Here is a 12,983-nt window from a genome sequence, read left to right as displayed (position 1 = left end):
CGGACCAGGGGCCTTGTCGCGACCAGTTCCGCGGCGATCTCCCTCCACGACGGGGGAAATCGTGTTCACCACGTTGATTTTGCGTTTTATTGTCGGATGTGTGCCTCCATGTTTCTGGGATCCGGGTTCCTTGACGAGATAGGGGGTCACGATGCAACGCGTCGCGAACCTCATGCAGTGGCAGTGCAGGCTGCTCGCCCGCGACCGGCGGCGTGCGCCTCTGCTCCGCGTGGCGCGGGCCCCGCGACGTAGCGGGTGGGGCCTGGGCATGTCGACCCTCGCCGCGCTCCCCCTCGTCCTGTGCGCCGCCCTCCCCGCCGACGGGGCCGCCGGCGGCCCCGCCCCGCGGTCGGCCCCGGACGAGCTGGCCGAGCGCCGGCGCCTGCTCGCCCGGGCGAGCGCCGCGGAGGCGGCCCTCGCTCGGTCGCAGGAGCGGCTCCACGAGCTGCGGGCGACCCTGGCGGGGCTGCGGCTGTCGCACCAGCTGCTCGTGGATCGGCGCGCGCGTCTGTCCCGCACCGCCCGGTGGCGACTGGAGCGGCTGCACAGCGCGGAGCTGGCGCGCGTCGAGCGGCTGCTGTCGACGGCCGACGTCGCCGCCGTGACCGCCGTGTGCCTGGACGACATCGTCGGGCCGATGGTCCAGACCATCGCGCTGCGTGGGTGCGACGTGCGGTGGCAGTGCACCGGCTCGCTCGCCTACGCACGAGCCGACGACCTCACCGAGATCCTGCACATCCTGCTCGACAACGCCGTCCAGCACGCCCCCGGACGAGCCGTCGTGGTCGAGACCGCCGTACGCGGGCCATGGGTGGAGCTGCGGGTCCAGGACGACGGCCCCGGAGTCCCCGAGGCGCTCTCGACGGTGGTCTTCGACCGCGGCACCCGCGCGGTCGACTCGTCGGGAGAGGGCATCGGCCTCCATGTCGCCCGGCGGCTGGCCCAAGAGGCCGGCGGCGACCTGTGGTTGGAGCCCAGCTCCCCGCTCGGTGGCGCGGAGTTCGTGCTGCGGATCCCCGCGACGTCAGGACCGGCACCGTGCCTGCCAGCCGGCGCCTGACCCGGATCACCATCGTCGAGGACCACACCCTCTTCGCCGAGGCCCTCGACGTGGCGCTCACCCTGCAGGGCTACGACGTCCACCGTCCGGCGCCGTCGGAGCACGCACGCCCCTCCCACGAGCGGCTGCTCGCCGAGATCCTGCGCTCGCGGCCGCGGATCCTCCTGCTCGACCTGCACCTGGGGCACGGGCTGCACGGCGTACCGCTCATCCGGCCCTGCAGCGAGGCTGGCATCGCCGTCGTCGTGGTGACGGGCAGCCTCGACCCCGGCGGCTGGGGCGAGTGCCTGGTCCACGGCGCTCTCACCGTGCTGCCGAAGTCCACCCCCCTGAACTCGATCCTCGCCACCATCAGGCGGATCCGCGAGGGGCGCACCGTGCTGCCCCGCGAGGAGCGCGCCCGGCTCGTCGACGAGTTCCGCACGCTGCGGAAGCAGCAGGCGGAGAGCCGGACCCGGCTGGCGAGCCTGACCGCGCGCGAGCGCGAGATCCTGGCGCAGATGATGGAGGGCCGTCAGGTGCGTCAGATCGCGCAGGACTTCGTGGTCTCCGAGGCCACCGTGCGCACGCAGGTCAAGTCCATCCTCGCGAAGCTCGGTGTCTCCTCCCAGCTCGCGGCGGTGGGGATGGCACTGCGGACGCGCACACCGGACGTGGACACGCACTATTGCGGAGAGGGCTGAGCGGGCGGCCTCATCGGATGCGCGGCTATGCTGCGGAAACGAGCGAACGAGCACGAGCCTTTCTTGGGGGCCGCAGATGGCATCGCGCGCTGATCTCAAGATCGGCCTGCTGGGTGAGCTCGTCGTCCGCAGGCCGGATGGCAGCCTCGTCGAGCGCGCCGAGTGGTCCACGGGCAAGACCATGGACCTGCTCCGGATCGTGGCGCTCAGCGGCAACCAGGGGGTACGGCGGTCCTGCCTGACCGATCGGCTGTGGCCGCACGCCGGCCGGGACCGAGGCCTGGCCAGCCTGCGCACGGCCAAGAGTCAGATCCGGCGCGCGACCGGCATGGCCTGCCTGGTGCGGCAGGGGGACGCGATCAGGCTGGTCGGGGCCTGGGTCGACGTCGCGGTGTTCCTGGCCGAGGCCAAGCGGGTGCACTCGCTGGCTCGAGACGGGCTGCACTCGCGCGCCGTCGACCTCGCGCTGGCGGCCGATCGCCACTACCGCGGCGACTTCCGTGCGCACGACGACGAGAGTGCGTGGGCCAGGTCCGAGCGCGACAACCTCCGGGAGACGCGCAAGACCATGTCCGGCCAGGCTGCCGACTCGGCCCTCGCGATCGGCGACCTCCACCGGGCCCTCGCGTTCGCCGACACCGCGGCGCGCATCGACCCGATGTACGAGACGGCCTGCCGTGCCCGGATGACGGCCTACGCACGGCTCGGCGAGGTCGGCAGCGCTCTGCGGGTCTACGAGGCGCTCCGTGCCGGCCTGGCCGACGAGATGGGCGCCGACCCGTCGGCGCTGACCCAGGAGCTCCACCTGCGCCTGCTGCGAGCCGACGCCACCTGACTGCCCGACGCTCAGACCTCGGCCGGCGGGGCCTCAGCCTCCGCCCTCGAGCGCAGGGTGCAGAACTCGTTGCCCTCGGGATCGGCCAGCACGACCCAGCCCGTGCCCGGCCCGTGCGTGTCGCGCAGATCCGCCACCTGCGTCGCGCCGATCCCGAGCAGCCGCGCCAGCTCCTCGTCCCGGGTCCCGGTCCGCGGGCGCAGGTCGAAGTGCAGCCGGTTCTTGCCGGCCTTGACGTCCGGCACCTCGATGAACAGCACCGCGTGCCCGCTGTCCGGGTCGAGGATCATGCACTCCTCGTGGCCCGGGAGGTTCGGGTCGCCGGGCACGTCGACGTACCCCAGCACCTGCTTCCACCACTCCGAGAGCTCGTAGGCGTTCGCGCAGTCCACCGTCGTGTGCGAGATCAGCGAGGTCATCTCCCCACCCTCGAGGAGCGCCGCCCTCTCCCGCAACCGGATAGCCCGGACCGACCCGTCAGCCGGCGGAGGTGACGCCGTGGCGCTCGATGAACTCGAGGATCTGGTCGGCGAGCTCGGGGCGGCAGACGATCAGGTCGGGGAGGTAGACGTCGTCCTGGTTGTAGAGGAGTGGGGAGCCGTCGATGCGGCTGGTGAACAGGCCGGCGGCCTGGGCGACGGCCACGGGGGCCGCCGAGTCCCACTCGTACTGACCGCCCGCGTGGACGTAGGCATCGGTGATGTCGCGGACCACGGACATCACCTTGACCCCCGCGGAGCCCATCGGGACCAGCTCGGCGCCGATCTCCTCGGCCAGCCGCTCCACGAACGCCGGCGGCCGACTGCGCGACACCGCGATCCGCGGCCGCTCCGAGGTCGACGGCGCGACGACGGGGGGCTGCCCGGTGTTGAAGGTCTCGCCCAGCGCGGGCTGAGCGACCGCGCCCGCGGTGAGCTCACCGTCGTACTCCCCGTCGGGCGTCCGCTCCCAGAGTGCGACGTGCACCGCCCAGTCGTCGCGCGGCGGCTCGGAGAACTCCCGGGTCCCGTCGAGGGGGTCGATGATCCACACGGCGTCCGCCTCGAGCCGGGCCTTGTCGTCGGCGCCCTCCTCCGACAGCACCGCGTCGTCGGGCCGGTGCTCGGCGAGCAGCTCCATGAGCAGCTCGTGGGCCGCGGCGTCGCCGGCGTCCTTGAGCTCCTTGCCCTCGAGCCCCTGCGTGCGTACGTCGAGCAGCTTGCGCCCCGCCTCCTGCGCCAACCAGGTGGCCAGCACGTGGTCGTCGGTCGCTGCCGCGTCGGGCGGTGTCGTCGGTTCGAAGGTCACCGCGCCACCCTAACGACCGGTCCGGCTAGGAGGCAGGGAGAGGCCGGCGTCTCGAGACGGTCAGCTGTTGTAGCGCTGCTGGGCCTTCTCCAGGCCCTCGAGGATCAGCGACTCCACCGCGTCGGCGGCGGTGTCGACCTGGAAGGGCAGCTCCTTGCGCTCTACCTTGCTGTAGTCGGACAGCACGAAGTCGGCCACGTCCTGGCGGCCGGGCGGGCGGCCGATGCCGGCGCGCACCCGGTAGAAGTCACCGGTGCCGAGGGAGGAGCGCAGGGACTTCAGCCCGTTGTGGCCGTTGTCGCCGCCGCCGAGCTTGGTCCGCAGGGTGCCGAAGTCGATGTCGAGCTCGTCGTGGATGGCGACGATCCGCTCGGGGGGCACCTTGTAGAAGGTGGCCAGCGCCTTGACCGGGCCGCCGACCTCGTTCATGTACGAGCGCGGCCGGGCCAGCACGACCCGGGGGCCCTCCGTGCCGGGGGGCCCGAGGCGACCCTCGACCACGTCGGAGCGGCCGGTCTTGTGGGCACGGAAGGACGAGCCCAGCCGCCGAGCCAGCTCATCGACGACGAGGTAGCCGACGTTGTGCCGGTGCCCGGCGTACTTCTCCCCGGGGTTGCCCAGCCCGACCACGAGCCAGAGATCGGCTGTGGTCACGGCTGGGCCCTCCTCGGGATGTGTCTCAGCGGCGCTGGAGACCGGTGCGATGAGTCGGCCCAGGAGCCACCTGAGCCGACGGATCACTCGCTGTCGGTCTGGCCCTCGGCGGGAGCGTCGCCCTCGGCCGCCCCGGCGGAGGCGGCGGCGTCCTCATCGGACTCCTCGCGCTCGATGCCGGCCTCGGCCTCGGCCTCCTCCAGCTCGGCCTCGAGAGCCTCGGCGGAGACCTGCTCGGTGACGTTGACCATCAGCGTGTCGGCGTCGACCAGGAGGGTCGAGCCCGACGGGAGCTTGAGGTCGGAGGCGAGGATCTGGGTGCCGGCGGCGGCGCCCTCGATGTCGACCTCGATGAACTCGGGGATGTGCGTGGCCTCGGCCTCGAGCTGCACGGTGGTGTTCTCGGTGACGACCAGCGTCTCGCGGGCGGCCTCGCCGACCAGGTGCACGGGCACGTCGACGGTGACCTTCTCGCCGGTGCGGACCGCGACGAAGTCGATGTGCTCGAGCGTGCGCTTGATCGGGTCGACCTGGACCTCGCGGGTCAGGGCCAGCTGCGTGGTGCCCTCGATGTCGAGCTCGAGGAGCGCGTTGGCGCCGCCGTGCTTGAGCGCCATCATCGTGTCGTGGCCCGGCAGGGTGATGTGGATGGGGTCGTTGCCGTGGCCGTAGACCACGGCGGGCACCTTGTGCTCGCGGCGGATGCGGCGGGCCGCGCCCTTGCCGAACTCGGTGCGGGACTCGGCCTTGATCTTCTCTGCGGACATGGTGATCTCCTCGGTACGTCGGTGGCATGTGGGCCGGGGCGGGAAGCACGAAAGCCGCGCGACAGCGCGGCTTCTCTCAGGCCGGCCCTGTCGATCACGGAGCTGGAGGCTCCCTCGCCGAGGCAACTTGCCGATTCTAGACAAGGGCCGCGGCGGGACGCGAATCGCGACGCGGTCGTGCGTACGCTCGCCGGTGTGTCTCTCAACCTCGACGAGGCCCGTGCACGGGCCGCGACTCTCTCCGGCGTCTCCTACGAGCTCGACCTCGACCTGCGTGACCCCGCGGCCGGCAGCTTCGGCTGCCGCACGACGGTGCGCTTCGCCGCGAGCGCGCCCGAGACCTTCCTCGAGCTGACCGACGCCACCGACCTCAGGGTGATCGTCGACGGCGTCGCCACCACCGCGTCGTACGACGGCCGCCGGATCGCCCTCTCCGGCCTCACCGCCGACAACGTCGTGACCGTCGAGGCGCGGATCCCCTACGTCACCGACGGCGACGGGATGTACCTCTTCACCGACCCGGCCGACGGCGAGACCTACGTGTCGGCCTACTGCGGCATGGACATCGCCCAGCGGGTCTTCGCCTGCTTCGACCAGAACGACCTGAAGGCGACGGTGGCGCTGTCGGTCACGGCCGACCCCGCCTGGACCGTCCTGGCCAACGGCCGGGTCGCCGAGCGCGACGGGGGACGCTGGCGGTTCGCCCGGACCGAGGTGTTCGCGATCCCGATGTTCGTCGTCTGCGCCGGTCCGTGGCACTCCCGCACGTGGGAGCACGCCGGGCTGCCGTTCGGCTGGCACGCGCGCCGGTCATTGGCCGCCGAGCTGGATCGCGACTTCGACGAGCTCCGCACCACGACGCAGGCGTGCTTCGACCACTACGGCGCGCTGTTCGACGAGCCGATGCCCTACGACAGCTACGACCAGGCGTTCGTGCCGGGCCAGAACTGGGGGGCCCTCGAGTCCCCCGGGTGTGTCACCTACCGCGACGAGTTCCTCCCCCGCGGCCGGGTGAGCGACCTGCTGCGGCTGCGCCGGGCCTCGACCATCGCGCACGAGATGGCGCACATGTGGTTCGGCAACCTCGTGACGATGCGCTGGTGGGAGGACACCTGGCTGCAGGAGTCGTTCGCGGACTACATGGGCTACCGCGTCGCCGCCGACGGTGCGGGCTACGCGGGCTCGCTGCTGGCCCACGAGCTCTCCCGCAAGCCCAACGCCTACACAGCCGACGAGCGCCGCTCGACGCACCCGGTGGCGCCGGAGGCCGAGGACGTGCCCGACGTGGACGCGGCCTCCACCAACTTCGACTCGATCAGCTACTCCAAGGGCAACTCCGTCATTCGCCAGCTCGTCACCTGGCTGGGCGACGAGGCGTTCCTGGCCGGGGTCAACGCCTACCTGAGCCGGCACCGACTCGGCAACGGCACCCTGGCCGACTTCATGGCCGCGCTCGATGCCGCCTCGGACCGCCACGTCGCCTCGTGGGCGCAGGTCTGGCTGCGTACCACCGGCTTCGACACGATCCGGGTGGAGCGCGACGGCGACGTCCCCGTCGTGAGCCGGGACGGCCTGCGCCCGCACCGCCTCCGGCTGACGTCGTACGACGCCGGCCTGGTCGAGCAGGAGAGCCGGCTGGTCGACGTGGCGGACCGGCCGGTGCGCCTCGAGGACTGGGCCGGCCGGATGGTCGTGCCCAACAGCCACGGCGAGACCTACGCCCGCATCGTCCCCGACCCGGTCTCCTGGTCGGCCTTGACCGAGCGCCTCTCGGATCTCGACGACGACCTGGTCCGCGCGATCGTCTGGGCCAGCTCGTTCGACCTCGTGCACACGCGGCGCCTGGACCCGGCCGACTACCTGGCGCTGGTGCGCCGCCACCTGCCCCGGGAGCGGCACGTCACCGCGGTCGCCACCGTGCTCGGCCGCACGCTTGACGCGATCGTGCCCCTGCGCGTCGCGGCCGCCGATGCCGCGGAGACGATCGACCTGGTCGCCGAGGCCTGCGCCGAGGGGCTGGCCACCGTCACCGACCAGCAGCTGCTCCTCGAGCTCACGCGCGGGCTGGCCCGCACCAGCCGCGACCAGGCGCTGCTGCGCGGCTGGCTCGCCGACGGGCGCACGGAGCGGGGCGTGGACCTGGACCCGGCGACGCGTTGGAGCGTGGTCGCGCGGCTGGCGGAGACCGGCGCGATCGGCGCCGACGAGATCGAGGCCGAGCGGCTCCGCGACCGCAGCATCGACGGCGAGCTCGGCGCCGCCCGGGCACTGGCCGCCCGGCCCACCGTCTCCGCCAAGGACGCGGCCTGGGCCGCGGCCACCGAGGACGACCGGGTCTCCAACCGGCGCTACGAGGCGCTCATGCGCGGCCTGTGGTCACCCGAGCAGGCCGACCTCCTCGCGCCGTACGTCACCGCCTACTGGGCCGTCAGCCCGGGCATCGCGGAGCGTCGGGGCCAGGCCTTCTCGCAGGTGGTGCACCGCGCCTTTCCCGCCCTCGCACTGACCCCGCGGCAGGTGGCCGAGCTGGAGACGGCCCTCGCCGGCGACCTCCCGACCGTGCTCCGGCGCGGCTGGGAGGACCGGCTCGACGACCTCACCGCGGGTGACCCGACGGCGCGAGCGTGACCCGCCTGCGCGCGCTCGCCCTCGCCGTGGTCGTCGCGGCCCTGGTCGTCGGCGCCGTGGTCTGGGGGCGACACGACGACTCCGCGCGCCCGCGCAGGGAGGAGGCCGCGCCCGAGCCCGTGGCGCGGGTCGCCCCCCGCCTGGACGGGCGGGTCCTCGACACCATCGGCGTCGCGTCGGTCAACGCCTGGCTGGTGCTGGGCGAGCCTGGGGCACGGGCCGACTGGGACCGCGTCACGTCCAATCCCGAGATCGATCTGATCGGGTGGCAGGAGGCCAGCTCCGAGGCGTGGGCGGGGCTCTATCCCCGCTACCGCGCCCGCGGCTGGGAGACCTGGCACCGCGCCGGCGCGGACGGCCCCGAGGCGCTCGCCGTCAGCTGGCGCCGCCGCGTCTTCACCCTGGTCGACGCCGGCTACGTCCGGGCCCACGACGCCAGTCCGCCCGGCGCATCGGACGCCCCGTTCCCCGTCAAGTGGGTGCTGCAGGTCTCGCTGCGCCACCGCGCGAGCGGGATGCTCGTGACGGTGCTCAACACCCATGTCAACCACACCGTCGAGACCGGCCACGGCTGGGAGAAGAACCTCAACGCCGTCATGGCCCGTCGCCACTACCGGCTGCTGACGCGGATGCTGGACGAGGCACCGGGCGACGTGGTCATGAGCACCGGCGACTACAACTGGGACTACGCCGACGACACCGAGTACCACCCGCGCGGGGGCATCGGCCAGACGGTCGACCGCCGCAACCAGTCGTCCTACGAGGCCCTCGGCCTCGACGGCGTCGAGGCCACCCTGCGCACCCGCTGGATCGACTACGTGTGGCTGGCCGACCGCTCCGTGCGCCGGCCCGACGGCCGGGGCGTCGCGCAGTTCGCGCGCCACCGCAGCCTCAACGGCTTCCGCAGCGACCACCGGCCGCTGCTCGCCGTGATCCGGCTCTACGCCACGAGCTGAGGCGACGCGCCGACGATCAGGCGTGTCCGTCGAACATCGACGTGACGGAGCCGTCCTCGAACACCTCGCGGATCGCACGCGCGACGAGCGGCGCGATCGACAAGCAGGTGAGCTTGTCGAACTCGCGGTCATCGGTGAGCGGGAGCGTGTTGGTGACGACCACCTCGGCGGCCGGGGAGTTCTTGAGGCGGTCGACCGCCGGGTCGGACAGGATCGCGTGCGTGGCGGCGATGATGACGCCCTTGGCGCCCTCGTTCATCAGCGCCTCGGCGGCCTTCACGATGGTGCCCCCGGTGTCGATCATGTCGTCCACGAGCACGCACATGCGGCCCGCCACGTCGCCGACGACGCGGTTGGCGACGGTCTCGTTGGGGCGGTCGGTGCGGCGGGTCTTGTGGATGAAGGCCAGGGGCACGCCGCCCAGCCGGGCCGACCAGCGCTCGGCGACCTTGATCCGCCCGGCGTCCGGCGAGACCACCGCCATCTGGTGGGTGCCGTACTTCTCGAGCACGTAGTCGGCCAGGATCGGCAGCGCCATGAGGTGGTCGACCGGGCCGTCGAAGAAGCCCTGGATCTGGTCGGCGTGCAGGTCCACGGTGATGAGCCGGTCGGCGCCGGCGGTCTTGAACAGGTCGGCCATGAGCCGCGCGGAGATCGGCTCGCGGCCGCGGTGCTTCTTGTCCTGGCGGGCGTAGCCGTAGAACGGCATGACCACGGTGATCCGCTGGGCACTCGCCCGCTTCAGGGCGTCGACCATGATCAGGTGCTCCATGATCCACTCGTTGATCGGAGCGGTGTGGCTCTGGATCACGAAGGCGTCGCAGCCGCGGACGGACTCCTCGAAGCGCACGTAGATCTCGGAGTTGGCGAACTCGTACGCCGACTGCGGGACCAGGTCGGTCTCGAGGATGGTGGCCACCTCTTCGGCGAGCACGGGATGCGCCCGGCCACTGAAGATCATGAGGTTCTTCTCGGTGGCCCGCTTCATTCCGGTCACGATCTCGTGCTCCTGGCTCGCGGAGGGGTGTCACACCAATTCTCGCGCGTCCCCCGTGCTCAGCCCAACTCGGGGTCCTCTTCTGGAGGGGTGACCTGCGTCGCGTCGCCCGAAGCGGCCTCGGCGGCTCTCGCCTGGGCGGTACCGGGGCGCTTGGCCTGCGCCCAGCCGGGCAGGTTGCGCTGCGGCCCGGCGCTGACGGCCAGCGCGCCCGGCGGCACGTCCCGCCGTACGACGGTCCCGGCGCCGGTGGCCGCGCCGTCGCCGACCTCGACGGGCGCCACGAAGGTGTTGTTGGACCCCGTCTTGGCGTGCCGGCCGATCGTGGTGCGGTGCTTGGCGACCCCGTCGTAGTTGGCGAAGATCGTGCCGGCGCCGATGTTGGTGCCCTCCCCGATCTCGGCGTCGCCGACGTAGGACAGGTGCGGAACCTTGGCCCCCTCGCCGATGTCGGCGTTCTTGGTCTCCACGAAGCCGCCGATCTTGCCGCGGGCCCCGAGCCTGGTGCCGGGCCGGAGGTAGGAGAACGGGCCGACGGTCGCCTCCTGCCCCACCACGGCCAGCTCGGCGTGGGTGCGCACCACGCGCGCCCCGACCCCGATCTCGCAGTCCTTGAGCGTGCAGTCGGGGCCGATCACGGCGTCGGCGGCCACGACGGTGGCCCCGAGCAGCTGGGTGCCGGGGAGGATCGTGACGTCCTGGGCCAGCTCCACGTCGGCGTCGATCCAGGTGGTCTCGGGGTCCATCACGGTCACGCCCTCGCGCATCCACCGGCCGACGATCCGCCGGTTGAGCTCGCGGCCGAGGATGGCCAGCTCCTCGCGGTCGTTGGCGCCCTCGGTCTGCCACGGGTCGTCGATGGGGTGCGCGCCGACGGTGAGGCCGGCGTCGCGCGCCAGCTGGACCAGGTCGGTGAGGTAGTACTCGCCCTTGGCGTTGTCGTTGCCGATCCGCGGCAGCGCCTCGACGAGGAATGACGCGTCGAAGGCGAGGATGCCCGAGTTGATCTCCGCGATCTCACGCTCCTCGGGCGTGGCGTCCTTCTCCTCCACGATCGCCTCGACGTCGCCGTCGGCGTCGCGCACGATCCGGCCGTAGCCGAACGGGTCGGCCACGACCGCGGTGAGCACGCTGACGGCGCGCTGGGCCGCCTCGTGCTCAGCCGCGAAGGCACGCAGGCTCTCGCCCTGCAGCAGCGGGGTGTCACCGGTCGCGACGATCACAGTGCCGTCGCCGAGGCCCTCGAGCGCCTCGACCGCGACCCGGACGGCGTGGCCGGTGCCGCGCTGCTCCTCCTGCACGGCGAGGACCGCGTCGGGCATGAAGTCCTGGATGTGCGGTCCGACGGCCTCGCGCTGGTGACCCACGACGGCCACCACCTGGTGCGGCTCGACGGCGCGCACGGCGTTCAGGACGTGCTCGATCATGCTGCGCCCGGCCACCGGGTGCAGGACCTTCATGGTCTTGGACTTCATCCGGGTGCCGCCACCGGCGGCGAGGACGATCACGGTCACGGTGCTGGACAAGACTGATCCTCCGGGTCGGCGTCCGGCTCACTGTAGTTGGCGAGGCGCTCGCGGGAGCCCTCGCGGTCCTGGCAGTGGTGGGTTGCGGCGTGCCGCCGAGAGGAGCGGGTCTGCGGACGCGGGCTGCGCGCGTCAGCGGATCTTGGACAGCGCCCCTGGCCCGAAGACCGAGCCGCGGTCGGCACCGAGGTCGACGATCGACGTCAGACCGTCCGCGTAGCGGGTGCAGCGTCCGTGCCGCGTGGCGGCACCCGGAGCCTGCGGGCTGCCGGAGCGAGGGTGGCGACCAGCACCGCCGTGGTCGCGTGGGTCATGTTCCTGACGAGCTTCCTCATGCGTGTCTCCGATGATCGAGGCCTGCTCCTACCTCCCCCGCGACACGCAATACCGAAGCGGGTGCACCCGCCATCCCTCAAATGAGGGACGTCGACTCAGCGCGGACGAACGGCTCCCCAGGCGACACCGAGCTCCAGCATCGACCCGACGCCGAAGTGGCTCATGGCCTCGGAGAGCCGGCGCCGCCCCGTGCGCTCGGAGATGCCGAGGGCCCGTGCCGCCGCCTCGAGGGTCGCGCCGCCGTTCATCAGGGTCAGCAGCGGGTCCCAGGTCGCGGCGCCGCTGTGGACGGGCACCGCTCGCTCCCACATGCGCTCGAACATCCAGCTCGCCATGCCGGCGACGGCCCGGTTGCGCACCGACATCACCGAGGTGGGCCACCGCTCCCCCCACACCAGGGGCAGCGCGACGGTCGTCTCATCAGTGATCCAGAACCAGCCGGGCGGGTCCGCCATGAGCCGGATCTGGACACCGGCCTCCATCTCCTGGGCGATGCGCTCCTGGGCTGCGGGATGGGTCCCGTCGGCGAGCGAGGCGATCACCCGGGCGTGGCGGCCCTCGCCCTGGGTCGCCTCGTGCCAGACGCGCTGCATGGCCGGGTCTGCGACATAGAGCGGGGCGGCGTCGGGCAGCACCACGTCGGTGCGCAGCGAGGGGTCCTTCGCCTGCTTGACGTGCCAGAGCTCGACCACGGCCTCGGGGCCGTGGAAGACGTCGACGTCGGCGAGCTGCTGGCCGGCCTCGCCGGTGTCCCACTCGCGCGCGAGGGCCGGCAGCTGGCCCACGACCTCGGCCAGGTCCGCCAGCCGGCGCAGGACCTCGGCGCTGAGGTCGCTCGACCGGCGGCGTACGACGTCGGCGACGACCTCCTCGGGCGCGGTGTAGCGCACCTGGTCGCCCTGGACCGCGACGTAGCCGTCGGACTGGAGCCGCTCGAGGTCCTGTCGTACGGCGGTCTCCTCACGCACGGCGAGTGCCGCCAGCTCCGCGACGGTGCGCGCCCGCGACCGGAAGCCGATCCCCAGCAGCTCGAACGCCTGGCTGTCGGGGGAACCGCCGAGTCGGTCGAGAGACATGGGGTGATCGTGACATGCCGCCAGCAAAGCCGTCGATTGCGACCCTCGGGTGGCCGTCGTCTGCCATGACAGGAACCGGCCAGGCCGATCGCTGCCATGGCCGGTTTCGGACACCCATCGCGGGGCTTCGGCCAGCAAGATCCGTGTCACAAGCACGTCATCTCTGGAAGGACCCTCC

12 protein-coding genes are annotated in these 12,983 nt (G+C 72.4%); 5 read left to right on the top strand and 7 right to left on the bottom strand.

Features of this window, described 5'->3' with window-relative positions:
• Positions 1–151: 151 nt before the first annotated feature.
• The 3 genes from LRP67_RS19710 (at position 152) to LRP67_RS19700 (ending at position 2,578) form a co-directional block, all read left to right on the top strand.
• Entirely contained in the window at positions 152–1,060 is a 909-nt protein-coding gene (locus LRP67_RS19710) for a sensor histidine kinase KdpD (protein WP_231271841.1), read from the top strand.
• Complete coding sequence (locus LRP67_RS19705) at positions 1,039–1,743, top strand: response regulator transcription factor (protein WP_231271840.1); 705 nt, start codon at positions 1,039–1,041, stop codon at positions 1,741–1,743. The genes LRP67_RS19710 and LRP67_RS19705 overlap by 22 nt, the downstream gene beginning before the upstream one ends.
• 76 nt (positions 1,744–1,819) lie before the next feature.
• Positions 1,820–2,578, top strand: coding sequence for a bacterial transcriptional activator domain-containing protein (locus LRP67_RS19700; RefSeq protein WP_231271839.1), 759 nt, complete (start codon positions 1,820–1,822; stop codon positions 2,576–2,578).
• A gap of 11 nt (positions 2,579–2,589) precedes the next feature.
• Here the strand turns inward: LRP67_RS19700 and LRP67_RS19695 are convergent, their stop codons facing one another.
• From LRP67_RS19695 to LRP67_RS19680, 4 genes are all read right to left on the bottom strand, one after another.
• On the bottom strand, positions 2,590–2,997 hold the full coding sequence (locus LRP67_RS19695) for a VOC family protein (RefSeq protein WP_231271838.1): 408 nt from the start codon (positions 2,995–2,997) through the stop codon (positions 2,590–2,592).
• Positions 2,998–3,055: 58 nt separating this feature from the next.
• Entirely contained in the window at positions 3,056–3,865 is an 810-nt protein-coding gene (locus LRP67_RS19690) for a 3'(2'),5'-bisphosphate nucleotidase CysQ (protein WP_231271837.1), read from the bottom strand.
• 60 nt (positions 3,866–3,925) lie between these two features.
• Positions 3,926–4,519 (bottom strand): aminoacyl-tRNA hydrolase, encoded by a 594-nt coding sequence (gene pth / locus LRP67_RS19685; RefSeq protein WP_231271836.1) that lies wholly within the window; start codon positions 4,517–4,519, stop codon positions 3,926–3,928.
• Between the two features lie 83 nt (positions 4,520–4,602).
• Positions 4,603–5,286, bottom strand: coding sequence for a 50S ribosomal protein L25/general stress protein Ctc (locus tag LRP67_RS19680; protein ID WP_231271835.1), 684 nt, complete (start codon positions 5,284–5,286; stop codon positions 4,603–4,605).
• 195 nt (positions 5,287–5,481) lie between these two features.
• Between LRP67_RS19680 and pepN the strand changes: the two genes are divergently transcribed.
• Both pepN and LRP67_RS19670 read left to right on the top strand, forming a co-directional pair.
• Positions 5,482–7,914, top strand: a complete 2,433-nt coding sequence (gene pepN, locus LRP67_RS19675; protein WP_231271834.1) for an aminopeptidase N — start codon at positions 5,482–5,484, stop codon at positions 7,912–7,914.
• Positions 7,911–8,870 carry a hypothetical protein gene (locus tag LRP67_RS19670; protein WP_231271833.1) on the top strand — a complete coding sequence of 320 codons (960 nt, stop codon included), beginning with the start codon at positions 7,911–7,913 and terminating at the stop codon, positions 8,868–8,870. The genes pepN and LRP67_RS19670 overlap by 4 nt, the downstream gene beginning before the upstream one ends.
• Before the next feature lie 16 nt (positions 8,871–8,886).
• Here LRP67_RS19670 and LRP67_RS19665 read toward each other — a convergent pair whose 3' ends face one another.
• From LRP67_RS19665 to LRP67_RS19655, 3 genes are all read right to left on the bottom strand, one after another.
• Entirely contained in the window at positions 8,887–9,858 is a 972-nt protein-coding gene (locus LRP67_RS19665) for a ribose-phosphate diphosphokinase (RefSeq protein WP_231271869.1), read from the bottom strand.
• A gap of 68 nt (positions 9,859–9,926) precedes the next feature.
• Positions 9,927–11,393, bottom strand: a complete 1,467-nt coding sequence (gene glmU / locus LRP67_RS19660; protein WP_269211854.1) for a bifunctional UDP-N-acetylglucosamine diphosphorylase/glucosamine-1-phosphate N-acetyltransferase GlmU — start codon at positions 11,391–11,393, stop codon at positions 9,927–9,929.
• A 431-nt stretch (positions 11,394–11,824) separates the two neighbouring features.
• The gene (locus tag LRP67_RS19655; RefSeq protein ID WP_231271832.1) at positions 11,825–12,805 is read right to left on the bottom strand and encodes a hypothetical protein; all 981 of its coding nucleotides are present in this window, start codon (positions 12,803–12,805) and stop codon (positions 11,825–11,827) included.
• Positions 12,806–12,983: the final 178 nt, after the last annotated feature.

Source organism: Nocardioides sp. cx-169 (assembly GCF_021083605.1).
Classification (GTDB): Bacteria; Actinomycetota; Actinomycetes; order Propionibacteriales; family Nocardioidaceae; genus Nocardioides.
This window is presented reverse-complemented; position numbering and strand designations above follow the sequence as displayed.